The sequence below is a fragment of the Microbacterium sp. DWRC1-3 genome (assembly GCF_049896645.1).
In the GTDB taxonomy this organism is placed as follows: Bacteria; Actinomycetota; Actinomycetes; order Actinomycetales; family Microbacteriaceae; genus Microbacterium; species Microbacterium maritypicum.
Window position 1 is genome coordinate 2152055 of record NZ_JAFCUS010000001.1, and the last position, 23766, is coordinate 2175820.

At 69.4% G+C, this 23766-nt stretch carries 21 protein-coding genes; 2 read left to right on the top strand and 19 right to left on the bottom strand.

Annotated features, from left to right (window positions below; translation table 11 throughout):
* Nucleotides 1–39 precede the first annotated feature (39 nt).
* The 3 genes from ACP699_RS10450 to ACP699_RS10460 are packed head-to-tail and all read right to left on the bottom strand — an operon-like array spanning nt 40 to nt 3853.
* The gene (locus ACP699_RS10450; protein WP_017829737.1) at nt 40–924 is read right to left on the bottom strand and encodes a carbohydrate ABC transporter permease; all 885 of its coding nucleotides are present in this window, start codon (nt 922–924) and stop codon (nt 40–42) included.
* Nucleotides 921–1847 (bottom strand): carbohydrate ABC transporter permease, encoded by a 927-nt coding sequence (locus ACP699_RS10455; RefSeq protein WP_047524211.1) that lies wholly within the window; start codon nt 1845–1847, stop codon nt 921–923. Before ACP699_RS10455 ends, ACP699_RS10450 begins: the two co-directional genes overlap by 4 nt.
* On the bottom strand, nt 1844–3853 hold the full coding sequence (locus ACP699_RS10460) for a beta-galactosidase (protein WP_426170980.1): 2010 nt from the start codon (nt 3851–3853) through the stop codon (nt 1844–1846). The genes ACP699_RS10455 and ACP699_RS10460 overlap by 4 nt, the downstream gene beginning before the upstream one ends.
* A 140-nt stretch (nt 3854–3993) precedes the next feature.
* Here ACP699_RS10460 and ACP699_RS10465 point away from each other — a divergent pair, with 140 nt between their 5' ends.
* A complete protein-coding gene (locus ACP699_RS10465; RefSeq protein WP_426170982.1) occupies nt 3994–5004 on the top strand; it encodes a LacI family DNA-binding transcriptional regulator in 1011 nt (336 codons plus the stop codon).
* Here ACP699_RS10465 and ACP699_RS10470 read toward each other — a convergent pair.
* The 12 genes from ACP699_RS10470 to ACP699_RS10525 form a co-directional block, all read right to left on the bottom strand.
* Nucleotides 4944–5723, bottom strand: coding sequence for a DNA-3-methyladenine glycosylase (locus ACP699_RS10470; protein WP_426170984.1), 780 nt, complete (start codon nt 5721–5723; stop codon nt 4944–4946). The two genes, ACP699_RS10465 and ACP699_RS10470, sit on opposite strands and share 61 nt — an antisense overlap.
* A 1-nt stretch (nt 5724) precedes the next feature.
* A complete protein-coding gene (locus ACP699_RS10475) occupies nt 5725–7641 on the bottom strand; it encodes a hypothetical protein (protein WP_426170986.1) in 1917 nt (638 codons plus the stop codon).
* Nucleotides 7631–8431 carry a TIGR03943 family putative permease subunit gene (locus ACP699_RS10480; RefSeq protein ID WP_141386919.1) on the bottom strand — a complete coding sequence of 267 codons (801 nt, stop codon included), beginning with the start codon at nt 8429–8431 and terminating at the stop codon, nt 7631–7633. The genes ACP699_RS10475 and ACP699_RS10480 overlap by 11 nt, the downstream gene beginning before the upstream one ends.
* A complete protein-coding gene (locus ACP699_RS10485; protein WP_082524298.1) occupies nt 8424–9464 on the bottom strand; it encodes a permease in 1041 nt (346 codons plus the stop codon). Before ACP699_RS10485 ends, ACP699_RS10480 begins: the two co-directional genes overlap by 8 nt.
* A complete protein-coding gene (locus ACP699_RS10490) occupies nt 9461–9877 on the bottom strand; it encodes a Fur family transcriptional regulator (RefSeq protein ID WP_017829745.1) in 417 nt (138 codons plus the stop codon). The genes ACP699_RS10485 and ACP699_RS10490 overlap by 4 nt, the downstream gene beginning before the upstream one ends.
* A 46-nt stretch (nt 9878–9923) precedes the next feature.
* A complete protein-coding gene (locus tag ACP699_RS10495; RefSeq protein ID WP_373695463.1) occupies nt 9924–10802 on the bottom strand; it encodes a metal ABC transporter permease in 879 nt (292 codons plus the stop codon).
* Complete coding sequence (locus ACP699_RS10500; protein WP_055866537.1) at nt 10799–11632, bottom strand: metal ABC transporter ATP-binding protein; 834 nt, start codon at nt 11630–11632, stop codon at nt 10799–10801. The genes ACP699_RS10495 and ACP699_RS10500 overlap by 4 nt, the downstream gene beginning before the upstream one ends.
* The gene (locus tag ACP699_RS10505) at nt 11629–12642 is read right to left on the bottom strand and encodes a metal ABC transporter solute-binding protein, Zn/Mn family (protein WP_426170990.1); all 1014 of its coding nucleotides are present in this window, start codon (nt 12640–12642) and stop codon (nt 11629–11631) included. Before ACP699_RS10505 ends, ACP699_RS10500 begins: the two co-directional genes overlap by 4 nt.
* 164 nt (nt 12643–12806) lie before the next feature.
* Nucleotides 12807–14495, bottom strand: coding sequence for a glycoside hydrolase family 13 protein (locus tag ACP699_RS10510; protein WP_426170992.1), 1689 nt, complete (start codon nt 14493–14495; stop codon nt 12807–12809).
* A 50-nt stretch (nt 14496–14545) separates the two neighbouring features.
* The gene (locus tag ACP699_RS10515; protein ID WP_055875050.1) at nt 14546–15424 is read right to left on the bottom strand and encodes a carbohydrate ABC transporter permease; all 879 of its coding nucleotides are present in this window, start codon (nt 15422–15424) and stop codon (nt 14546–14548) included.
* Complete coding sequence (locus ACP699_RS10520; RefSeq protein WP_055866606.1) at nt 15424–16362, bottom strand: carbohydrate ABC transporter permease; 939 nt, start codon at nt 16360–16362, stop codon at nt 15424–15426. The genes ACP699_RS10515 and ACP699_RS10520 overlap by 1 nt, the downstream gene beginning before the upstream one ends.
* Nucleotides 16359–17708, bottom strand: coding sequence for an ABC transporter substrate-binding protein (locus ACP699_RS10525; protein WP_426170996.1), 1350 nt, complete (start codon nt 17706–17708; stop codon nt 16359–16361). The genes ACP699_RS10520 and ACP699_RS10525 overlap by 4 nt, the downstream gene beginning before the upstream one ends.
* 100 nt (nt 17709–17808) lie before the next feature.
* Here ACP699_RS10525 and ACP699_RS10530 point away from each other — a divergent pair, with 100 nt between their 5' ends.
* A complete protein-coding gene (locus ACP699_RS10530) occupies nt 17809–19029 on the top strand; it encodes an ROK family protein (RefSeq protein WP_426170998.1) in 1221 nt (406 codons plus the stop codon).
* A 7-nt stretch (nt 19030–19036) separates the two neighbouring features.
* On the opposite strand, the gene ACP699_RS10535 is transcribed toward ACP699_RS10530, so the two are convergent.
* From ACP699_RS10535 to ACP699_RS10550, 4 genes are all read right to left on the bottom strand, one after another.
* Nucleotides 19037–20383, bottom strand: coding sequence for a dihydrolipoamide acetyltransferase family protein (locus ACP699_RS10535; RefSeq protein WP_426171000.1), 1347 nt, complete (start codon nt 20381–20383; stop codon nt 19037–19039).
* 28 nt (nt 20384–20411) lie between these two features.
* Nucleotides 20412–21377 carry an alpha-ketoacid dehydrogenase subunit beta gene (locus ACP699_RS10540; protein ID WP_055866953.1) on the bottom strand — a complete coding sequence of 322 codons (966 nt, stop codon included), beginning with the start codon at nt 21375–21377 and terminating at the stop codon, nt 20412–20414.
* A gap of 11 nt (nt 21378–21388) precedes the next feature.
* Nucleotides 21389–22516, bottom strand: coding sequence for a thiamine pyrophosphate-dependent dehydrogenase E1 component subunit alpha (locus ACP699_RS10545; RefSeq protein WP_288969859.1), 1128 nt, complete (start codon nt 22514–22516; stop codon nt 21389–21391).
* 116 nt (nt 22517–22632) lie between these two features.
* On the bottom strand, nt 22633–23700 hold the full coding sequence (locus ACP699_RS10550; RefSeq protein WP_055866622.1) for a histidinol-phosphate transaminase: 1068 nt from the start codon (nt 23698–23700) through the stop codon (nt 22633–22635).
* Between the last annotated feature and the right edge of the window lie 66 nt (nt 23701–23766).

A 23766-nucleotide genomic window follows, 5' to 3' on the forward strand; every position in this document is an offset into this window, starting at 1 on the left:
GGGTGGTGCGTCACGCGGGAGGTCCGCGTGACGACCTGCTCACTTCAGGGCGCCGGCGCCCAGTCCGTTGCGCCAGAAGCGCTGGAGCAGGAGGAATGTCACGATCAGCGGGATGACCGACAGCAGGGCGCCGATCAGGACGAGACCGCGGAGTTCGGGGAGCTGGTTCAGCTGGTTGTTCCAGTTGTAGAGACCGAACACGACGGGGAAGAGGTCTTCGCTGCGCAGCATGATCATCGGCAGGAAGAAGTTGTTCCAGATGGCCACGAACTGGAAGAGGAACATCGTCACCAGTGCCGGGGTCATCAGACGGATGCTGACGGTGAAGAAGGTGCGGATCTCCCCCGCCCCGTCGAGTCGGCTCGCCTCGAGCAGTTCGTCCGGCACCGAGGAGGCGGCGAAGATGCGCGCGAGGTACACGCCGAACGGGCTCACGATCGAGGGGAGGAAGACCGACCAGAACGTGTTGGTCAGCTGCGCTTGGCTGAAGATCAGGAACAGCGGCAGCGCGAGAGCCGTCGCGGGGACGAGCACACCTCCCAGCACGATGTCGAACAGCACGTCGCGGCCGGGGAAGCGGTACTTGGCGAGGGCGTACCCGGCCATGGCGGCCAGGAGCGTGGCGATGGCCCCGCCGAGAGCGGCGTAGAGCATCGAGTTGCCCAGCCAGCGCAGGTACACGCCGTCCCGGTAGGTGAACAGCTCCGCGATGTTGTCGAAGAGGTGGAAGTCGGCGAACCACAACGGCGCGGTGGTGAGGATGTCGCCGGTCTCCTTGCTGGAGGCGACGAGCAGCCACCACAGCGGCAGCAGGAAGTAGACCGTGAACACGGCCATGATCAGCATGGCGCCCGTGCGGGAGATGCCCGATTCCCGAGCGGTGCTGCGGCGCCGGCCGGGCGCGACGATCGACGCGGTGGTCATGCGTTCTGCTCCTTGCGCTGCATGTACTTCATGAACCCGAACGACAGCACGAACGTCGTCACGGCGAGCACGACCGAGAAGGCGGCGGCCAGGTTGGTGTTCGGGATGGATGCGGTGGCGTACACGGTCATGTTCGGGGTGAAGGTGCTGGTCACGGCCGAGCTGAACGACCGGAACACCTGGGGCTCGGCGAGCAGCTGCAACGTGCCGATGATCGAGAAGATCGCGGTCATCACGATCGCGGGCCGCACCAGCGGGATCTTGATCGACCAGGCGATCCGCCATTGGCCTGCGCCGTCGAGGCGAGCCGCTTCGTACAGCTCCTGCGGGATCGACAGCAGTGCCGAGTAGATGATCAGCATGTTGTATCCGACGTAGACCCAGGTCACGACGTTCGCGATCGACCACAGCACCAGGTCGGCGCCGAGGAAGTCGATGTTCTTGGTGATCGCGGTGAAGGGCGAGAGGTTGGGCGAGAAGAGCGAGCCCCACATGATCGCGGCGATCACGCCCGGCACCGCGTAGGGCACGAAGAACGCCAGACGGAAGAAGCGCTTCCCGCGCACGAGAGGCGAGTCCAGCAGCAGGGCGAACAGCAGGGCGAGGCCCAGCATGACGGGCACCTGCACGACGCCGAACAGCAGCATGCGCCCCATCGAGCTCCAGAAGGCCTCGTTCTGGAAGACGAGCACGTACTGGGTGAGGCCGCCGAACACCTGCTCGGCCTTGCCGAAGGTGCCGTCGCGCTCGACGACGAGTAGGGACTGCCAGAACGCGTAGGCGATCGGCACGACATAGAAGAGCGCGAACAGAACGCCGAACGGCACGATCAGGAAGGCGATGGCTCCCTTGTGCGGGACGCGCCGACGGGCTCGCGCCGCGGTGGGCGCAGAGACCGCCGAGGCGGTGAGCGTGGTGGTCATACATCCTCCTTGATGATGCGGACGGCCCCAGCCGGCACGATGCCGGTGGCGGGGGCGTCCGTGACGAACTCATGACCGGACGCCGTGACCTCGGCGTCGGTCGCCCCGTGGTTGACGACGAACAGGAAGCTGCCGGTGTCCCCGACACGTCGGACGATCTCGACGTCCGGCCCCGCGCCCGGCGTCCGTGCGACCCCGGCGCCGGCGGCGATCCGCGTCATCAGCCCGGCGTAATCCGCTCGCGAGAGCTGGGTGGAGAGGAACCAGGCCGCGCCGTCGCCGGCCGTCCGCCGCGTGATCGCCGGACCCCCGGCAGCGGGGCCGTCGACGAACGATGCGATGACCTCGGCGTCGGTCGCCGCGAGCCGCTCGCTCCAGACGGTGCCCGTCGTGCCGTCGGTGAGGGTGACGACCTCGCCAGGGCGCAGCGGAGCGAACTCCTCGGAGCGGATGCCCAGCAGATCGCGGAACGCCCCCGGATAACCGCCGGTGCGCACGCGATCCTCTTCGTCGACGATGCCGCTGAAGAAGGTGATGAGCGCGACGGCACCGCCCTCGACCGCGCGTGCGATGGCCGCGGCATCCGCATCGCTGATGAGGTGCAGGGCCGGCACGATGAGCAGGCGGTAGCCGTCGAGGTCGGCGCCAGGGCGCACGACGTCGGTGGTCAGACCCGCGTCCGACAGGGCCGCGTGAGCGGCATGCACCTGCCCGAGGTAGGTCAGCGCCTCGCTCGGACGCCCTTCGTTCTCGGCCGCCCACCAGCTCTCCCACGAGAAGAACAGCGCGGTATCCGCCGCGACCCTGGTGCCGGCGACCTCGCCGAGGCGATCGACCAGCGCGCCCAGTTCGACCACCTCGCGCCACTGGTCGGAGTCCTCGCCGGCGTGGGGGACGAGAGCGGTGTGGAATTTCTCCGCGCCCTGCGTCGACGCCCGCCACTGGAAGAAGCAGATCCCGTCGGCGCCGCGGGCGAGGTGGGAGGCGATGTTGCGCCGCATCTCCCCCGGCGCCTTGGCGAGGTTGTACGGCTGCCAGTTCACCGCGCCCGTCGAGGTCTCCATCAGCAGCCAGGGCTCGCCCTGCGCGAGGCCGCGCGTGAGGTCGGCGGCGAACGAGAGCTCCCCGCGGGCATCGTCGAGACGGCGATCGAGATAGTGGTCGTTGGCGATCAGATCCATCTCGCCCGCCCAGGTCCAGTAGTCGAGGTTGCGGATGTGCGCAGTGACCATGAAGTTCGTCGTAACCGGAATGCTGCTCCGCTCCCGCAGGATCGCGGCCTCCGCGCGGTACAGCGCGAGCTGCTCGTCGGAGCTGAACCGCTGGAAGTCGAGCATCTGCCCGGGGTTGCGCAGCGACAGGGCCTGGGCGGGCGGACGCACATCCTCGAAGTCGCTGTACCGCTGGCTCCAGAACGTCGTCCCCCACGCGCGGTTCAGCGCGTCGATGTCGTCAAAGCGCTCACGCAGCCAGACGCGGAACGCCTCGGCGCTGACGTCGCAGTAGCAGAGGGCGTTGTGACAGCCGAGTTCGTTCGACACGTGCCACAGCGACACCGCGGGGTGATCGCCGTAGCGCTCGACCACGTGCGTCACGACGTCGGCGGCATAGGCGCGAAAGAGCGGAGAGCTCGGGCAGTACCCCTGACGACCGCCCTGCTGGAACACGGTGCCGTCCGCGCCCACCGGGAGCATCTCGGGATGGCGGGCGGTGACCCACGGGGCGGGCGAGGCGGTTCCCGTGCCGAGGTTGATGCGGATCCCGCTCGCGTGCAGAAGACCGATGATCTCGTCCAGGGCGCTGAAGTCCCAGACGTCCGGGGCCGGGTTGATCAACGACCAGCCGAAGATGTTGATCGCGACGAGGCCGACACCCGCCTGCTTCATGAGGCGCACATCCTCGGGCCACACGCTGCGATCCCACTGCTCGGGGTTGTAGTCGCATCCGAAGACGAGGCCGCGCCCTGCGGAGAGGGCGGCGATGCGGTCGGACACTGCGGCGGCCATACGGAGACGCTCCTTTGCGAAGATGTGTGCACGTGCACAGAGTCAGTCATGAAAATACTGATCGGGATTTCTGTGAACGTGCACACATGGTTGCATGTCGCCGTGGAGGTCGTCAAGTCCGGGTCGCTAGGCTGTCGATCATGACCACTTCCGCCCGCCGCCGCAGCACCGTGCACGACGTGGCACGGGTGGCCGGGGTGTCGAGGGGAACCGTGAGCCGCGTGATCAACGGCGGCTATGTGTCCGACACCGCTCGGGCGGCGATCGAAGAGGCGATCCGCGAGGTCGGATACGTTCCCAACACGGCGGCGCAGAACCTGGTGCGCCAGCGCACCCAGGCCATCGCGTTCATCGTGCACGAACCGCACGCGCTGTTCCTGGAAGACCCGAACATCGGCGCCATCATGCTCGGTACCAACGAGACGCTGTCCCAGGCGGACTACCAGATGGTGTGCCTCGTGGTGGACTCGGTGCGCGACACGGAACGCGTCGCCCGCTACCTCAACGGCGGCTTCGTGGACGGTGCAGTGATCGTCTCGGCCCGCGCGCAGGATCCGATCACGAACGCGGTCATGCGACTCGACCTTCCCGTCGCCTACGTGGGCCATCCCCCTGATGTGGATGCGGCCTGGGTCGGCGTCGACAACCGCGGGGCCGCGAACGCCGTGACCTCACGCCTGATGGCGACAGGACGTAGGCGCGTCGGCATGATCGCCGCGGCGCTCGACCGCGACTCGGGCACCGATCGCCTCGCGGGGTTCACCGACGCACTGGGCCCCGACTTCGACCCGGACCTGGTCGAGGAGGCGCCGCTGTACTCGTACGCCGAGGGAGCTGCGGCGATGACGCGGCTGCTCGCGCGTGCCCCCGACATCGACGGGGTGTTCGGCGCCTCCGACGCGGTCGCCGCCGGAGCGATGCTGGCACTGCGCCAAGCCGGCCGCCGCGTTCCCGAGGACGTGGGCGTCGTGGGATTCGACAACAGCTCCTGGGCGACCAGGACCACCCCGCCGCTGTCGACCGTCGACCAGCCGGCGGAAGGACTCGGTGCAGCCGCAGCGGCCGCCGTGCTCGCGCAGCTGCGCGACGATCAGCGCCCGCGCGCCGGCATCATCCTGCCCACCCCGGTCGTGTGGAGAGACTCCGCCTGAGCACCTCTCCCCCACCGGAACGGAGACACGGTCGGGTCCTCATCGATCCAGAAGCGCCAGGGGAAGGCCGCGGTTCCGGCCACGCCGGCGACGCCGACGCGCGGGCCGCTCACCACGTCGTCCCGCTGCGGGCCCAGCCACAGCTCGGCTCGCATTCCGTGCTGCTCCTCGCCCGTGATGGCATCGATCCCGTCGTGCAGCGGATGACGCAGCCCCACGGCCTGCCCGAGGCGACCCGGCCCCCGTGCGAGGTCGCGCGACGTCGTGCGCCGAAGCGGAAGGGCGGCACCGCGACGGGTGGCCGCGGCCTCAGCGCCGGCCACGACCTCGCCGGCCCGGAGCAGCACGCCGTCACCCTGCCCCTCGGGCCCGCACACGACGTTCACGCACGAGTGGATGCCGTGGCTGAGGTACACGTACAGATGCCCCGGCTCGCCCCACATGGTGGAGTTGCGCGCCGTGCGGCCCATGCGGGCGTGGGAGCCAGGGTCCGGGATCCCGCCCGTGCCCTGCCCGTGATAGGCCTCGACCTCGGTGATGCGCAGCCGCACCTCGAGCGCGACGGCATCGGCCGAGGGCGCGACGAACGTGCGCAGCTCTCCCCCCAGCAGGCGCGGCGCGACGTCGACCGCGGAGTCGCTCAGGTCGGCGCGGACGGCACGGCGCAGCGCCTCCTGCGGCCGGTCGTTGCCGCGGGCGACATCGGGATCGCCGGGCATCTCAGAATCGCGGGGCCGTCTGGCACCACGAGGCGTCGAAGCCGGTGAGGGCGACGATCTCCTTGCCGGAGGCCATGTCGATCAGGTGCGTCTCGACGTTCTCCGGCAGCGGCAGCAGCATCCCGTCGTAGGCGTTGTTCGCCAGGTCGGGTGCGACCACCACGGCGGCATACTGGCCGCTCGGCGATGCGCACGCCTGCAGGATCGAGTCGGTCGAACCGACCTCCACCAGCGGGGTCGCCGCCCCGTCGTCGTCGACACGCACGACCACCTGTCCGATCGGGAGTCCCTCGTCGTCGCGGGCGACGACGTGGCGCAGCGTGCCCCCGGGGAACGGCGTGATCGAGCTCGCGATCCCGTAGTCGGGATCGGATGCCGCGAGCGGCTGCTCAGAGCCATCCGCCAGGTTGAGCTCGACCACCGCACCGTCGAGCCTCTCGACGATCGCGGTGTAGGTACCGCGGGAGATCCCCTGGATGGTGGCGGCGAGGCCGAGCGCCTGCACGCCGGCGTCGGTCGAACGGTCGACGAGCGACAGCGCACCGTCGAAGTCGATGAACAGCACCGCCGCGCTGTCGGGCACGAACTGCCAGACGAACACGCTCGCCTCGGCTCCGGCGACCTCGATGATCTGCGGGTCGCCGTCGCCGGTCAGCGACTGGGTCACGAGCACGCTGGCACGGCCTTCGGTGTCGCTGAGCTCTTTGTCGGAGTAGCTGTAGCCGACGAGGCCGCCTCGCTCGGAGACCTGGATCGCACCCACATAGCCGTCGCCGGGGAGCTTCAGCTCGCGCGGGTTCTTGCCGTCGCGGTCCATCACGAGCAGCCGGGACCCCTCGTCCTCCTCCACCGCCACGACGAGCTTCGTGGAGGTCGCGCGGAAGTCGTTGATCTTGTCGTGCTCGAAGACCGGGACGGCCTTCTCGCCGCTGAGGTCGGTGAGGAAGATCTTGTCCTTGCCCTCGACGTCGCGGCGCAGCAGGAAGATGTTCGAAGGCGGCGTCGTGAAGCTCGTGGTCAGCGTCGTCTTCGGCCCGCCGCCGGCGCCCACGGCATCGGCCACACGGATCGTGTACTCGGTCGAGTCGTCGAGCGGGACGGTGAATCGCACGCCGACGCCGCGACCGGAGGCGTCGACCGTGAACGGCACGGCCGGTTCGACCGTCACCTGCGCGGGGTCGATGTCGGCGAGGGCTTGGTTGGCGGTCAGGATGACACGGCTTCCGGACGACTCGATCGCCTGCGCGGCGTTCACCTGCACGTCGCTGATGCGCGGACCCTGCAGAAGACTGGCGATGCCCAAGCCGGTTCCGACGACGACGAGCACACCGAGAACCGCGACGAGCGTGAGCGCGAACCGGCGACGACTCACGGGCGTGTGCGGGGCCTCCCGGCCCACAGGGGCGCGAGGCGCCGGCGGCGCAGGGAATTCCTCGGCGGCCTCGGCCTCAGCGGCAGAGATCGGGTCGGCAGAGATCGGGTCGGCAGAGATCGGGGCGGCACCGACGAACACCGGCTCCGTCGCGAGCGGGACGGGCGGAAGCGCGGTTGCCTCGGCATCCTCGCGCGCCGCGGCCTCGAAGGCGGCCATCTTGCGGGCGGCGGCCTCCTGCTCGGCGACCTCGCGGTCACCCGCCTCACGCACGGCGGCCTCACGAGCTGCGGCCTCGCGGGCGGCAGCCTCACGAGCGGCAGCCTCACGAGCTGCGGCATCCTCTGCACCGGCGGCGGGCTGTGCAGCGGGCTGCGCGGCGGGCTGTGTGCCCTGGTCGACGGGAGGGGCGACGTGGTCGGCGGATGCGACCGCGCGGTCGATCCGCTCGGCCTCCGCCGCCTCGGCGGCTTCTCGCGCTGCACGCATCTCCGCACGGGTGCGCGGGACGGCGGGCACCTCTGGGCGCTCGTCGTCAGTACTCATACGGGTCTCCCGGCTCGTCGATCGCGACGACATCGGTCGGTTCGATGCGCAGCTTGCCGTCGGCATCCGCTCGCACGGTTCCGGTGATCTCGACCCATTGGCCGGTCGCGTACTCGTCGGCCTTCACATCCACCGGCAGGACGGCGGTCTGGGCGTCGATGACGCAGTGGGTGATGACCAGACGAGTCAGATTCACACCGTCACCCGATTCGCCGGGCGTCACGAAACCTCTGAGCGTGACCGCTGCACCGTCGTAGGCGGCCGTGTTGGTCGCCGCCGAGAAGACGCTGGCCCAGTCGCCGACGCCGAAGGTCGAGGTGTCGGCCACGCCGAGCGCTACCGTGTCAGCGCCGACGAACAACGCGCTCTGCTCCCCCGCGCGCGACATGGCGAGCTCGACCGACAGCGAGGCCGGCGGCAGGATGAGACCGGCGACGACGACGCCCGAGGCGATGACGCCACCGGTGACGGCCGCGACGGCACCGAGCGTGCGGCGGGAGGAAGCCGGGACCTCGCGCCCCTCCGTGTCGTCCACAACAGCGGCGGCAGGCCCGTGGTCGTGGCCGTGGTCGCCCTCCTCGCCGAGCGGCAGAGTGCACGACCAGATCGCTCCGGCCAGGGTGACGACGGCGGCGGCGCAGGCGAACCACACCGACTCGGGGCTGATGTAGAGATTGAGGCGTCCGGTGAGACCGAGGCCGAGCGTGACCACCGAGATCACGGCGGCGAGTCCCACCCCCAGCCAGCGGGTGCCGAGTGCGCGTGCGCGCGTTGCCGTCTGCTCAGACAAGGACGTTCACCCCGATCCCGATCGCGAAGGCCGCAGCCAGGACGATACCGACGATGCCGACCAGCGTGCGAGCGGTGAACGTCGTGCGCATGAGCGCGAGCATCTTGATGTCGACGAGCGGACCGACCAGCAGGAAGGCGACGATGGCGCCGGAGGAGAACGTGGAGGCGAACGACAGCGCGAAGAACGCATCGACGTTCGAGCAGATGGCCACGGTCATCGCGAGTGCCATCATCGCGACGATCGACAGCACCGGGTTCGATCCGATCGCCAGCAGCCACTCCCGCGGGATCAGCACCTGCACGGCTCCGGCGAGCGCGGAGCCGATCACGAGGGCGGGCATCACGGCACGCAACTCGACGAGGAACTGCGTGAGGCTGCGGCGAACGGGCGTTCCCGGTTCGTGGGTGACGCGATCACAGGTGTCGACGAAGCGCTGCGTGAGCATGCCGTCGGGATCGGGGTGCCGGCTGTAGATCCATCCGATCAGGTTGGCGATGAGGTAGCCGCCGACGAGGCGGGCGACCAGGATGCCGCCGTCCCAGCCGAAGGCCGCGTGCGTGGTGAGGATCACGATCGGGTTCACGATCGGCGCCGCGATGAGGAACGTCATCGCCTCGGCCGGGGCGAGCCCTCGCATCATGAGTCCGCGGGCGAAGGGCACGTTGCCGCACTCGCACACCGGGATCAGCATGCCCAGCAGCGACAGCACGGCGCGACGGGCCCAGGCGCGCTTCGGGAGCCACCGGTGGATCACATCGGCCGGAAGCCACACCTGCACCACGATCGACAGCAGCACGCCGAGGACCACGAACGGCAGGGCCTCGATGAGCACGCTCAGCGCGAGGGTGAGCCCGTCCTGCGCCCTGGTGGGCAGCGAGGCGGGGAACAGCGTCGGCAGGAAGGCATCGATCAGGAACAGGGCAGCGATGATCGCGGCGCCGAGGCCGACGCCGATCCAGGCCGATCGCGGCGAGGGTGCCGGGCGATGGGAGTGGCCGTGACGGGTCGCCGTTGCTGCCGAGGAGCTCACGCGGACGCGGCCCTCTCGGCGTCGCGCTTGTTCGCGCAGGGAGTGCACAGACCGAAGATGTCGACCACGTGGGCGGCCTCGGTGAAGCCGTGCAGCGCCGCCGTGCGGTGCGCCCACTGCTCGACATCCTTCGCCTCGATCTCGACGGTCAGACCGCAGGATCGGCAGATGAGGTGGTGGTGGTGGCCCTGCGTGGTGCAGGCGCGGTACAGCGCCTCGCCCTCGGGGCTCTGCAGCGAGTCGGCGTCGCCCGAAGCGGCGAGCCCCGCCAGCGCACGGTACACCGTGGCCAGACCGATACCGGTGTTGTCTTCGCGCAGCGAGGCGTGCAGGCCCTGCGCGCTCACGAATCCGCGGGCGTCGGCGAGTGCTTCGCGCACGCGTTCGCGCTGCCAGGTGTTCCGCTGAGCCATAGGAAGAGTCTAGGCCGCGGGGGTTGGCGAGGGCTGGGAGCGGATCTCAGACCCGCACACGGCGAACCCGGGCACGCGAGCGCTGCACGATCCAGCAGACGACGTAGATCGTGAACGACAGCGTGGTGATGTAGGGGCTCACCGGCAGTGTTCCGGCGAGGGCGAGCAGGATCCCGCCGACCGCCGAGATGAAACCGAACAGCGCGGCCAGCAGCGGCACGGCGATGGGACCGGCGGTGACGCGCATCGCGGCGGCCGCGGGGGTGACCAGCAGCGCCATCACCAGGAGCGCCCCGATGATGTGCACGCTGACGGCGACGATCAGGCCGAGCAGCACCATGAACAGCAGGCTGACGGCACGGGTCGGCACCCCGCGGGCGGCGGCCGATTCCGGGTCGAGTGAATCGAATCGCAGCGGATTCCACATCACCAGCAGCCCGATCAGCACGACCATGCTGATGCCGATCAGCCAGCCCAGGTCGGGGCTGGAGACCGAGACGATCTGCCCGGTGAGCAGGCTGAAGCGGTTGGCGCTGCGGCCGTCGTAGAGCGAGAGGAAAAGGATGCCGAGGCCGAGGCCGAACGGCATGAGCACGCCGACGATCGAGTTGCGGTCCCTGGCCTTGGCTCCGAGGACGCCGATCAGGATGGCGGCGACGAGGGCTCCGCCGAGGGATCCGGCAACGACGCTGCCGCCGAAGAGGAGGGCTGCGGCGGCTCCGGCGAAGGACAGCTCGCTCACTCCGTGCACCGCGAACGCGAGGTCGCGCTGCATCACGAAGACGCCGATGAGTCCGCCGACGATGCCCAGCACCGCGCCCGCGATGATCGAGTTCGCGAGCAGGGCGACGAGCTCGCCGTAGTCCTGGAAGGAGAAGACGTCGCTCCAGTCCACCAGAGGCACCATGCCCAGTGCGACGCTCATGCCGCTCCTCCGTGCTCGTGGTCGCCGTGGTCGTGGTGGGGCTCGGCGTCGGGAACCCCGACGACGACCAGCCGGTCCCCCGCGCGCAGCACGAACACCGGGGTGCCGTAGAGGTCGGTGAGCACGCGGGTCTGCAGCACCTCGTCGGGGGTTCCGAGCAGGAACCGCCCCCCGGCGATGTACAGGATGCGGTCGACCCGCCCGAGGATCGGATTGATGTCGTGGGTGACGAACAGCACCGCCGCCTCGCGTTCGCGGCGCTGACGATCGATGATGTCGGTCACGGCGACCTGATTCGCGAGGTCGAGGTTCGACAGCGGCTCGTCGCACAGCAGCAGGGCGGGTTCGTCGGCGAGGGCCTGTCCGACCCGGAGGCGCTGCTGCTCTCCTCCCGAGAGGAGTCCCACCCTGCGGTCGGCGAAGTGCGAGGCTCCGACCGCTTCGAGCAGACGGTCCACCTTGGCCCGGTCGCCGCGGTGCGGGATCGGGAGGCCGAAGCGGCTGCCCTGCACGCCGAGGGCGACCAGGTCGCGCGCCCGCATGCTGGTGTCGGGAGCGAGGGAGCGCTGCTGTGGGATGTACCCGATGCGGGAGTTTCCGCGGTGCACGGGTTCCCCCGCGACGCGGATCGTCCCCGACGACAGCGGCTGCAGCCCGAGGATGCTGCGAAGCAGCGTGGTCTTGCCCGACCCCGACGGGCCGAGCACCGCGATGAACTCGCCCGGCTCGACCGTGAGGTCCAGGCCCGACCAGAGTTCGCGATCTCCGCGGTGCAGGGACGCGTCGGAGATCGCGAGGACCGGTTTCTCTCGCTGTGCGGCGCCGCTCACGAGGTGACGGCGGCGGCGAGGCTCTGGATCGCGTCACTCATCCACTCAGAGTACGACGATCCGTCCTCGAGCAGCTCCGTGAAGGCGACGACGGGGATGCCGGCGTCCTTCGCTGCGGTCTCGACGCGCTGCGTCTCGGATCCGCCGGTCTGCGCGTTGGTCAGCAGAGCGGTGACCTGACCGCTGCCGATCACGTCGAGCGCCTCGAGCAGCACGGCGGGTGCGACATCGGTGCCCTCCTCGACCGACTCGGCGAATCCTTCGGGCGTGACGTCGGTGAAGCCGGCGGCGGCGGCGAGGTAGCCGGGCAGCGGCTCGGTGATGAAGACGTTGACGTCCGGCGCATCCGTCTTGAGGGTCGCAAGCTCCGTCTCGAAGCCCTCGAGGTCGGCAGTGAGGTCGGCCGCATTGGCGGCGAACTCCTTCGCGCCGTCGGGGTCGAGCGCGGTCAGCTCGTCGGCGATGGCCTCGACGACGTGGATCATGGTGTGCGGATCGAACCAGACGTGCTCGTTGAAGCCCTCGATGTGGTCGTGGCCCTCGTGCCCCGCCTCGTCTTCGGCGTGGTCGTGCTCGGCCTCGTCGGCGTGCGCTTCGTCGCTGTGCGCTTCGTCGGCGTGCGCCTCGTCGTCGTGGCCCTCGATGCCGGGGAAGTCGTGCGAGTACTCGACGGCCGTGACGACGTGCGGGTCCTTCGCATCCTGCAGCAGCGTGTCGATGAAGGCGTCGTAGCCGCCGCCGTTCTCGATCACGAGGTCGGCCTTCTGCACGGTCAGCCGGTCGCGGGCGCTCGCCTCGTAGGAGTGCGGATCCTGCGAGGCGGACGTGATGATCGACTGCACGTCGACGCGGTCGCCGCCGATCGTCGCGGCGATGTCGCCGTAGACGTTGGTGCTCGCGACCACCGTGATGGTGCCGTCGTCGCCCTCGCCCGTAGCCGGGGTGGAACATCCGGCCAGCGTGAGAGCGGCGACGGATGCGAGGGCGAGGGCGACGACGGGCTTCTTCATGCCCTCACTCTAAACGCTAATGAGAACCATTATCAAATCCCCGCCGTTTCTCCCTCGCCCATCTCACCGAGACCCACTCCACGCGCCGAGACCCATCGCCGCAGACGACCGGGGCGATGGGTCTCGGCGAGCGCGATGGGTCTCGGCGCAGATGTGGGCGGAACTCAGGCGCGCAGGGCGGCCGGTGCGATCCAGGCGGTGGACTCACCGGGAAGCGCGGAACCCTCGAGCGGAAGGCTTGCGAGCACCGCGTCGGCGGCGTCCGCACCCAGGTCGAATGGCTCGGCACCGAAGTTCGACACCACCTGCCACCCGTTCGGCCGGGCGAAGCGCAGCACGTCGGCGCGTCCGGTATCGATCCACTCCAGCGTCTCGTCGGTCTGCAGCAGGTGCCGCAGGCGCAGAGCCTCCCGGTACAGCGACAGCGTCGACGACGGGTCGGCCGCCTCGACGTCGACCGCGTACTGCGCGAACCATGCCGGCTGCGGGAGGTGCGCACCGCCCGCGCCGAACCCCAGGGACGAGCCCTCCGCGGTCCACGGCAGCGGTACGCGGCATCCGTCGCGGCCCAGACCGTCGAACTCGGCACCGCGGAAGAAGCCGGGGTCCTGACGCTGCTCCGGGGTGATCTGCGCCACCTCGTGCAGCCCGAGCTCCTCCCCCTGGTAGAGGTAGGTGCTGCCGGGAAGACCGAGCAGCAGCAGGGTAGCTGCGTGCGCCCTGCGGAGCCCGCCGTCACGATCGAGGCCCTCTGCCGGGCCACCGGCCTTGACCCACTCGGTGCCCTGCTTGACCGGGCGGCCGTTCAGCGCCGGGAGTCCGTAGCGGGTGGCGTGCCGGGTGACGTCGTGGTTCGACAGCACCCAGGTCGTCGACGATCCGGTCGCCTGCGCCTGCTGCAGGTTGTCGGCGATGATGCTCCGGAACTGCGCCGCGTCGTAGTCGGCCACCAGCAGGTCGAAGTTGAACGCCTGTCCGAGACCCTCCGCCGAGGCGTACTTCGCGCGGCGCTCCGGTGTCTCCACCCAGGCCTCGGCGACGGCCGTGCGCGGAGGGTCGTACTCGTCGAACACCGCACGCCACTCGGCGTAGATCTCGTGCACGTCGTCGCGGTCGATCATCGGATGCGTGCCCGAGGTGCGGTCCATCGCGTCGAGCTCGGCGCGCGAGGGCAGCGGCTCGCTGAGGTCCTTCGTGAGCATGTGGGCGACGTCGATGCGGAATCCGTCCACTCCCCGGTCCGACCAGAAGCGCAGGGTCTTCAGGAAGTCGGCGCGCACCTCGGGGTGATCCCAGTTGAGGTCGGGCTGCTCCACGGCGAAGTTGTGCAGGTACCACTGCCCGTCTTCGACCCGCTCCCACGCGCTGCCGCCGAACACCGAGTCCCAGTCGGTCGGCGGCTCGGAGCCGTCGGGGCCGGTGCCCTCACGGAAGATGTAGCGATCGCGCGCGGCCGAGCCGCGACCGGCGGCGAGCGCCTCCTGGAACCATTCGTGCTGGTCGGAGGAGTGGTTCGGGACGATGTCGACGATCACCCGGATGCCGCGGGAGTGCAGCGCCTCGACCATGTCGTCGAAGTCGGCGAGGGTGCCCAACCGCGGGTCGACGTCGCGGTAATCGGCGACGTCGTATCCGCCGTCGGCGAGCGCAGACGGATAGAACGGGCTCAGCCAGACCGCATCGATGCCGAGATCGCGGAGGTAATCGGCCCGCGAGACGATGCCCGGGATGTCGCCGATCCCATCACCGTTCGCGTCGGCGAAGCTGCGCGGGTAGATCTGGTAGACGGCCGCCTGACGCCACCAGGCGGCGTCTGGGGCGGTGCGGGTCTCGACGAGAAGCGCGTCGGTCATGAGGGGGGAACTCCTTCTTTCTTTCCGGGGGTCGGGGGCTTCGGTGAGCGTCAGCCCTTGACGGCGCCCTGCGTGACGCCTTCCATGACCCATCTCTGGGTGAACAGGTAGGCCACGATCGCGGGCGCCATCGCCATCAGGTACGAGGCGAACGCGACGTTGTAGTTGTTGCTGAACTGGTTCTGGAACAGGTTCTGCCGCACGGGCAGCGTCTGCAGCGCGGGGTCGGCGATGATGAGCGACGGCATCATGAAGTCGTTCCAGGCGTACAGGAACGCGAAGATGCCGACGGTGGCGCTCATGGGGGCGAGCAGGGGGAAGATCAGCTTCCAGAAGGTCTGCCACGTCGTCGCGCCGTCGATACGGGCGCTCTCCTCCAGCTCGATCGGGATCGACCTCAGGAACGCGGTGAACAGCAGCACGCTGAAGCTCAGCTGGAACATGGTCGCCAGGATGATCACCCCGAACGGGTTGTCGAGACCGACGCGTCCGGTGAGCTGGATCTGCGGCAGCGCCACGACGGGGAACGGGATGAACATCGCCGCGAGCAGGTAGAAGAACGAGTAGCGGAACAGCCGGCGGTCCCAGTTGCGCACGATCGCGTACGAGGCGAAGGCCGCCAGCACGATCGTCGCGATCACGGTGCCGGCGGTGACCAGCAGCGAGATACCGGCGCCGACGGGGAACTTCGTCAGGGTCCATGCCTCGACGAAGCCGTCGAAGCTGAACGGAGCCGGGAGCGAGAAGGCGTTGCCGTCGACCGCCTGGCCCGTGGTCTTGAGGGCCATCGAGATGGTCACGTACAGCGGCAGGAGGACGGTGACGGCGCACAGGATCAGGATGATCGTGCCCGACCAGTTCACCCGCTCCATGCGCACGCGGCGCTTCTTGCCCGAGGTGGGGATGGTGGTGAGTGTCTGCGTCGACATCAGAGTGCGTTCCTTCCGCGCGTCAGCGACAGCTGGAGGAGGGAGATGAGCACGGCGACGATGAAGAAGATGGTCGCGTTGGCCATCTGGTAGGCGTAGTCGCCGCCGTTGAAGCCCGCGATGATCGTCATGGCGACGCTGCGGGTCGAGGTGCCGGGGCCGCCGTTCGTGAGGCCGACGATGATGTCGTAGGCGTTCAGGAAGCCCTTGAATCCGAGGATCACGTTGATCACCACGTACCCCGCCACCAGCGGGAGCGTGATGCGGGTGAGCTGCTGCGTCTTGCTGGCACCGTCGATGCTGGCCGCCTCGTAGACCTCGCCGGGTACCGACAGGAGGCCGGCGATGTAGATCAGCAGCGTGCCGGGCACGGCCTGCCAGGCGGTGACGACGACGATCGCGATCCAGGCGAGGTCGGGGTTGGCGAGCAGGCTCGTCTCGAGCCACGGGATGCCGGCTGCCGCGCCCGCCGCCGGGATCGAGTTGGAGAACAGGAAGTTGAAGACGTAGGCGATGATGATGCCCGAGATCACCATCGGGATGACGAAGATCGTGCGCAGGCCCGTCTTGAACCGGATGCGCGAGGTGAGCCCGACCGCCAGCAGGAACGCGACCACGTTCACGACGATGACCGTGGCGATGGAGAACCCGAAGGTGAACAGGTAGCTCTGCAGGATCGACGGATCGCTGAACAGCGCGATGTAGTTCGTCAGCCCGTTGAAGCTCCACTCGCCGATGCCGATGGAGTCGGTGAAGCTGAAGAAGATGCCGATGACACCCGGCACCGTGATCGCGAGCGTGAAGAGCGCGAGCGTCGGCAGCAGGAACAGGTAGTAGATCGGCTCGACGCGACGCGTGTGCCGGCGGAGCTTTCGGTCGCCGCCGGTGACGATGAGGGTCGTGCTGTCGGCGGGTGCGGTGGGGGTGGTGGTGCTCATGGCGCGGACTCCTCTGTCTCGCCGGAAGCGGATGGGTCGCCCGACGCGGACGCGGTGTCCTTCGTCGAGGGGATCGGCGCGCGGAAGGCGATGCGGGCCCAGTCCGCGTCCATCGTGCGCAGGATGGAGTTCGGCGAGGCGCCGAGCACCATCGCCTGCGCGTAGTTCATCATCGGAAGCGTCTTGGGCACGAGCACCGAGGGGCCCTGATAGATCTGCCCGTTGTCGTAGTACTCGACCATGCCCTCGACCCGGGGGTCGTCGGGGGCAGAAGCGCCCTTCGTCGGGGTGAAGCCGAGCTGCGAGGCGTTGTACTCCTCGATGTTCTGCGGCTGGTAGAGGAACTCGAGGAAGTCGCGGGCGGCCTCCTTGTGGTGCGAGCCCTCCGGGATCATCGCGGCGAGGTCCATGTTGACGCGCACGCCGAGGTCGGCGGGGTCGTTCGTCATCGGCAGCGGGAAGGTGCCCAGCTGCAGGTCGGGCGCGGTCTTCGCGATCTCGCTGAAGGCCCACGGGCCCTGCAGGTACATCGCCGCCTCGCCCTTGCCGAAGGCGAGGTTGCCGTCGCCGTAGCCGCGACTCGGGGCATCCGCGTTCGTGTAGTCGTTCGCGAGCTGCAGCATCCTGTCCATCGGCTCGGTGAAGTCCTTCGAGAACGAGACGTCGGAGTCGGGTCCCACATCCGCTCCCTCGGCGGCGAGCGCGTCGAAGAAGTCGACCACGTCGACCGATCCGCCGGCGGAGTAGTCGTACCACCCCTGCCCCACGGTCCAGTCGTCCTTGAACGTGCCGTAGAACGGATCGATGCCGGCGGCCTTCAGCTGGTCGCACACGGCGAGCAGCTCGTCCCAGGTCTGCGGAACCTCGAGGCCCTGCGCCTGGAAGATCTCCTTGTTGTAGATGACGGATGCGGCCATCACCGAGTACGGCAGCGCGCTCGTGCGACCCTCGCAGGATCCGTACTGGTCCATGAGCGGCTGCAGGTCGTCGCGGATGCTGGCGGCGGCGTCCGTCTCGGAGAGGTCGGTGAGCGCGCAGCGCTGCACGAAGCGGGCGATCTCGTAGTTGTAGTTGGCGAGCATGATGTCGGGCGGATTGCCCCGCACGAAGCTCGCCGAGACGACATCGACGCCCGAGGTGTCGATCTCGACCTTCACATCGCTCTGCGAGGAGTTGTACTCGGCGACGAGGGCGGTCATGAACTCGATCGCCTCGCGCTTGCTGAACGTGAAGCGGATGGTCTCCGCTCCCGTGCCGGCGGCACAGCCTGCCAGCGCCGTGCCGACCAGGGTGACCCCCAGGGCCGCGGCCACCGCTCGCACCGCGTGTGTTCGTCTCTCAGACACCGTCGTCCTTCCGTCGTGTAGATCCGCGTACTAAATCTAGTGAGCGAATTTACTCTGCCGAAGGGTACTCTCTCATTGGAAGACAGGGAGGTCAAGTGCCATGACAGAAGTCTCCGCAGACCTGGGAACAGGGCGCGCGAGCGTCGGCGCCATCCTCGACTTCGCCTGGACGGCCGGTGAGTTCACCGCGACCGAGGCGATGGCGGGCACCTCCCTCACCCGCTCGACCGCGATCGATGCGATCGACACGCTCGTCGGCGCCGACGTGCTGCGCGAGCTCCCGAACGCCCGCGCGGCCGGCACCTACCGCGCAGGTCGCCCCTCGCGCCGCTTCGTGCTGGCCCCCGACCTCGGCGTCGTGATCGGGGTGGATGCGGGAGACACCCACCTCGCCGTCACCGTCGCCGATCCCCTCGACCGGACCCTCGTGCATCATCGCGTCGAGTTCGAGCCGTCGCAGTCGGCCGCCGAGAGGCGCGCGACGATCCTCGAGCGCCTGGGCGATGCGCTCGCCGAGGCCGAGGTGACGCGCGACCAGGTGCTCGCAGTGTGCGTCGGCGTCGCCGCCCCCGTGAACCGCGACGGCATCTCCCCGCCCCACCCCGACGGCTTCTGGGAGCGCACCAACCCGGGCCTCGCCGAGGCCCTGCGCGACTGGGCTCCGGTCGTCCAGATCAAGAACGACGCACAGCTCGCCGCCATCGCCGAGGGCGCTGAGGGCGCAGCTATCGGGTGCCGCGACTATGTCGCCCTGCTCGCGAGCGAGCGGTTCGGCGGCGGCGTGGTCGTCGACGGCCACGTGCTGCACGGTGCGCACGGCGGCGTCGGCGAGGGCGTCGTGTTCGACCACATCGTCGGTGTGGGGTCGGCGTTCGGCCTCCGCTACGCGGTGCAGGATCAGGTGCGCGCGGCGGTGGATGAGGGCGAGATCGCCGCAGACAGCGCGGTCGGCCGGCTCGTCGAGGCCGATCGCATCGATCCCCGGCTCGTGCTGACCCTCGCCGCGTCAGGAGACGCGGATGCCGCGCTGGTCACCTCCCGCGTCGGAGCCACCGTCGCCCGCATCGTCGGCGTGCTCGGCAGCATGTACGACCCGACGCGCGTCATCGTGTGCGGAGCGGTCGCCGAGAGCATCGAGCCCGTGTTGACCGCGGCCCGACGCATCCTGCCCGAAGAGCTGCACCTGCCGGCGCCCGAGATCCTGGCCTCGACGCTCGGGGCCGAGGTCGTGTCACGCGGAGCCGTCGCCACCGCTCGCCGTGCGGCGAGGGAGCATGCCGTGCCGCTGTTGGCCGAGGAGCGCCTGCGCCAGAGCGCCTGACGCGGGGTCAGTCCACGAGCAGCGCGGGCTCCTCGAGCACCGATGCCACGTCGGCGATGAAGCGGCTCATGCCGTCGCCGTCGATCACGCGGTGGTCGAAGGACCCTGCGACCGTCGTCACCCAACGAGGACGCACCTCGCCGTCTACGACCCACGGCTTCTGGCTGATGGTGCCCATCGCCACGATGCCGGCCTCGCCGGGGTTGATGATCGGGGTTCCGGCATCCATCCCGAACACGCCGATGTTCGTGATGGTGATCGTGCCGCCCTGCTGATCGACCGGCGGGGTCTTGCCCTCGCGCGCGGTGAGCGTCAGACGGTTCAGCGCCCGCGCCAGGTCCTTCATGCCGAGGTCCTGCGCGTCCTTGATGTTCGGCACGAGCAGGCCGCGCGGGGTCGCGGCGGCGATACCGAGGTTCACGTAGTGGCGCACGGCGATCTCGGCGCCGGCTTCGGTCTCGATCCAGGCCGCATTCACCATGGGCGTGCGGCGGGCGGCCCAGATCACGGCGCGGGCCATGATCAGCAACGGCGAGACGCGGATGTCGGCGTAGTCGGGCGAGGCCTTGAGGCGCTTGACGAGCTCCATCGTGCGGCTGGCGTCGATCTCCTTCCACACGGTCACGTGCGGGGCCGAGTACGCGCTCTGCACCATCGCCGAAGACGTGGCCTTGCGCACACCCTTGACCGGGATCGACTCGGTGCGGTCGTCGCCGGCAGCCGAAGGCTGGGTCGGAGTGAGCCCTCGCGCGAGCCCAGCCGGAGCAGGCTGGGGTGCGGGCACGGTCTCCTCGCGCACGGTTCCCCACTCGGGAGTCTCGATGTTGCGGAAGACACTGGCCTGCGAGGCGTGCTTCATGACGTCGTCTCTCGTGACCTCGCCGTCGGCGCCGGTCGCGGCGACCGCGGTGAGGTCGACGCCGAGGTCGCGGGCGAGCTTGCGGATCGGGGGCTTCGCGATCACGCCGACGGAGGAGCGCACCGGACGCTCGGCCGGGCGCTTGCGACGCGAGGTGGCCCCGCCTCCCGTGCCGTAGCCGACCAGCACGGAGCCGCCGCCCTCTTCCGCGGCCGGGGCGGCAGGAGCAGCAGCGACCGGAGCACCGGCGGCGGGTTCAGTGACGAACGTGATGATGGGCGTTCCGACCTCGACCGTCGTGCCCTCCGCGACGAGCAGCTCGCCCACCACACCCGCGTGCGGCGACGGCAGCTCGACGAGAGACTTGGCCGTCTCGATCTCGCAGACCACGTCGTTGATAGCGACCGTGTCGCCGGGGGCGACCTTCCAGGCCACGATCTCGGCCTCGGTGAGCCCTTCCCCGACATCGGGGAGGGTGAAGTTCTGCGTGCTCATGACGAGTCCTTTCGGCCGAGCGGGGATGTCAGTATGCCAGGGAGCGATCGACGGCCTCGAGGATGCGGTCGGCATCAGGGAGGTACGCGCCTTCGAGCTTCGCCGGCGGGAACGGGGTGTCGTAGCCCGAGACGCGCAGCACCGGCGCCTCGAGCGCATAGAACGCGCGCTCCATCACGGTCGCCGCGATCTCGCCACCGATGCTGCCGAAGCCCTGGGCCTCCTGCGCGTAGACCATGCGTCCGGTCTTGCGCACCGAATCGAGGATGGGCTCGTAGTCGACCGGCGACAGCGAGCGCACGTCGACGACCTCGCAGCTCGTGCCCTCGGCCTCGGCGAGCGCCGCGGCCTGCAGGAGCGTGGTGACCATCGCACCGTGCCCGACGAGCGTCACGTCGCTGCCCGTGCGGACGACCCGCGAGGAGTGCAGCGGCACGGCGGAGGCATCGAGCTCGACCTCGCCCTTCTGCCAGTAGCGGCTCTTCGGCTCCATGAAGATCACCGGGTCGTTCGAGGCGATCGCCTCCTGGATCATCCAGTACGCGTCGTTGGGCGTCGACGGCGAGACCACACGCAGGCCGGGGGTGTGCGCGAAGTACGCCTCCGGGCTCTCCTGGTGGTGCTCGACCGCGCCGATGTGCCCGCCGTAGGGGATGCGGATCACGATGGGCATGCTGATCGCGCCCTCGTGCCGGTTGGTGAGCTTCGCGAGCTGCGTGGTGATCTGGTCGAACGCGGGGAACACGAAACCGTCGAACTGGATCTCGATGACGGGACGGTACCCGACCATCGCCATGCCGATCGCGGTGCCGACGATCCCCGACTCGGCCAGAGGGGTGTCGAGCACCCGACGGTCTCCGAAGTCGCGCTGCAGATGCTCCGTCACGCGGAAGACGCCGCCGAGCTTGCCGATGTCCTCGCCCATGAGCAGAACCTTCGGGTCGTTCTCCATGGCCTTGCGCATACCCGCGTTCAGCGCCTTGCTGAGCGGCATCGTCTCCAGAGTCACTGGGCTCCTCCTTCGAACGACGCTTCGTACTGCGCGCGCCAGGCCTTCTGCTGGTCGATCAGCGGATGCGGCTCGCTGTACACGTGGTCGAAGATCTTGTCGGCGCTCGGCGGCCCGAGCTCCACGGTGCGGGCGCGCAGATCCTCCGCGGCATCCGCCGCCTCCGCCTCCACGTCGGCGAACAGCTGCGCCGATGCGCCCCGCCCTTCGAGGAACGCGCGCATCCGGACGATCGGATCGCGACCGGCCCAGTACTGCTCCTCGTCGCTGCCGCGGTACTTCGTCGGGTCGTCGCTCGTGGTGTGGGCGCCGAGTCGATAGGTGACGGCCTCGATCGCCTGCGGGCCGTTGCCGGCGCGGGCCTCGTCGAGCGCGACACGGGAGACGGCGTAGCTGGCGAGCACGTCGTTGCCGTCGACACGGACGCTCGGGATGCCGTAGCCGGCACTGCGCTGCACGAGCGGCACGCGCGACTGGGTGGACACGGGCACGGAGATCGCCCAGTGGTTGTTCTGGAGGAAGAAGACGGTGGGCGCCTGGTAGCTCGCGGCGAAGACCATCGCCTCGTGCACGTCGCCCTGACTGGATGCGCCATCGCCGTAGTAGACGATGACCGCTTCATCGCGGTCGGCATCGCCGGTTCCGGTGCGGCCGTCGAAGACGAGGCCCATCCCGTAGCCGGCGGCGTGCAGCACCTGCGATCCGAGCACGAGCGTATACAACCGGGTGTTGCCGTTCTTGGGGTCGGTCGGGTCCCACCCGCCGTGGGAGACGCCGCGCATCAGCTTGATGATGTCGACGGGATCGACGCCGCGGATGCGGGTCACGGCGTGCTCGCGGTACGAGGGGAAGATCGTGTCCTGCGCGCGGGCGGCGCGACCGGAGCCGACCTGTGCCGCCTCCTGCCCCCGGCTCGGCGGCCACAGCGCGAGCTGCCCCTGCCGCTGCAGGTTCGTCGCCTGGGTGTCGATCGCACGGATGACGACCATGTCCCGGTAGAACTGCTCGAGTTCCACGTCGCCGATCGCTTCGATCAGGGGAAGGTATCGCTCAGCGGCGGCGGACGGCGCGTAGCGTCCGGTCTCGTCCAGAACGCTCACAAGGGGTGTCTCGGAGGTGGTCACGCTCTCACGCTACCCGCGCCCGCATGCCAGGTCACGCATACCTAGGACGCCCTTGTAACTGGCGGGAACCCGGAGAAAACCGCGGAAAACCGCCTGAACCAGGGTGAGGGACCGCCTCAGCGGACGGAGGCTGCCACCTCGAGCACGCGGGCGATGGAGTCTTCCTCGCCCACCGAGATGCGGATGCCGTCTCCCGAGAACGGACGGACGATGAGGTCGTTCTCCACGAAGGCCGCAGCCACCTCGTCGGTGCGCTCGCCCGCGGGCAGCCAGACGAAGTTGGACTGGGAGTCTGGCACGTCCCAGCCCTGCGCGCGGAGGCCCTCCAGGAGGCGGGCGCGTCGCTCGACGATCACGGCGACGCGCTCCAGAAGCTCGGGCTCGGCGTCGAGGCTGGCGATCGCGGCGTTCTCCGCGGCGGAGGTGACCGAGAGCGGGATACCGGTGGTGCGCGCGGCGTCGAGCACCTTCTCGTGTCCGATCGCATAGCCGACGCGGAGGCCGGCGAGACCGTAGGCCTTCGAGAAGGTGCGCAGCACCACCACGTTCGGGTGCTGTTCGAACACGCGCTCGGCGAGGCCGTCGACCGCGTCGGGCGCCGTGACGAACTCGGTGTACGCCTCGTCGAGGATGATCAGGACGTCGTTCGGGACGCGCTCGACGAAGGCGGCGAACTCGGCCGAGGTGATGATCGGCCCGGTCGGGTTGTTGGGCGTGCACAGGATGATCGCGCGGGTGCGATCGGTCACCGCGTCCGCCATCGCATCGAGATCGTGGCGGGAATCGGCGGTGAGCGGCACCTGCACCCCGGTCGCACCGGCCACCAGCGGCAGGCTGGGGTACGCCTCGAAGGAGCGCCACGCGTAGATGACCTCATCGCCGACCGACGCGGTCGCGAGGATCAGCTGGTGCAGGATCGACACGCTGCCGGATGCGACGTGCACCTGGTCGGGCTCGACCCCGTAGCGGGCACCGAGACGCGCGCGCAGGCGCCCGGCCGTGGCGTCGGGGTAGCGGTTGATCGGCGTCGTGCTCTGCAGCGCCTCGAGCACCGAGGGCAGGGGATCGAACGGGTTCTCGTTGCTCGAGAGCTTGAACGCGTCGGGACCTGCCTGCTTGCCCTGGCGATACGGCGCGAGCGCGGCGATGGCGGGACGGATGCGGGGCAGGATGGGCTCGGTCACGAGGTCGAGTCTACGAGGGCGGCGGGATCGGCCATTTGCGGCTTCTCCCCTGCCAGCACTCGACAC

Coding starts and splice junctions, on each gene's coding strand:
- ACP699_RS10475 (WP_426170986.1), bottom strand. CDS start 7,641: ATGAGTACTGACGACGAGCGCCCAGAGGTGCCCGCCGTCCCGCGCACC.
- ACP699_RS10495 (WP_373695463.1), bottom strand. CDS start 10,802: ATGAGCGTCGCACTGGGCATGGTGCCTCTGGTGGACTGGAGCGACGTC.
- ACP699_RS10535 (WP_426171000.1), bottom strand. CDS start 20,383: ATGAGCACGCAGAACTTCACCCTCCCCGATGTCGGGGAAGGGCTCACC.
- ACP699_RS10520 (WP_055866606.1), bottom strand. CDS start 16,362: ATGAGCACCACCACCCCCACCGCACCCGCCGACAGCACGACCCTCATC.
- ACP699_RS10450 (WP_017829737.1), bottom strand. CDS start 924: ATGACCACCGCGTCGATCGTCGCGCCCGGCCGGCGCCGCAGCACCGCT.
- ACP699_RS10530 (WP_426170998.1), top strand. CDS start 17,809: ATGACAGAAGTCTCCGCAGACCTGGGAACAGGGCGCGCGAGCGTCGGC.
- ACP699_RS10460 (WP_426170980.1), bottom strand. CDS start 3,853: ATGGCCGCCGCAGTGTCCGACCGCATCGCCGCCCTCTCCGCAGGGCGC.
- ACP699_RS10515 (WP_055875050.1), bottom strand. CDS start 15,424: ATGTCGACGCAGACACTCACCACCATCCCCACCTCGGGCAAGAAGCGC.
- ACP699_RS10465 (WP_426170982.1), top strand. CDS start 3,994: ATGACCACTTCCGCCCGCCGCCGCAGCACCGTGCACGACGTGGCACGG.
- ACP699_RS10505 (WP_426170990.1), bottom strand. CDS start 12,642: ATGAAGAAGCCCGTCGTCGCCCTCGCCCTCGCATCCGTCGCCGCTCTC.
- ACP699_RS10470 (WP_426170984.1), bottom strand. CDS start 5,723: ATGCCCGGCGATCCCGATGTCGCCCGCGGCAACGACCGGCCGCAGGAG.
- ACP699_RS10490 (WP_017829745.1), bottom strand. CDS start 9,877: ATGGCTCAGCGGAACACCTGGCAGCGCGAACGCGTGCGCGAAGCACTC.
- ACP699_RS10455 (WP_047524211.1), bottom strand. CDS start 1,847: ATGACCACCACGCTCACCGCCTCGGCGGTCTCTGCGCCCACCGCGGCG.
- ACP699_RS10540 (WP_055866953.1), bottom strand. CDS start 21,377: ATGCCGCTCAGCAAGGCGCTGAACGCGGGTATGCGCAAGGCCATGGAG.
- ACP699_RS10510 (WP_426170992.1), bottom strand. CDS start 14,495: ATGACCGACGCGCTTCTCGTCGAGACCCGCACCGCCCCAGACGCCGCC.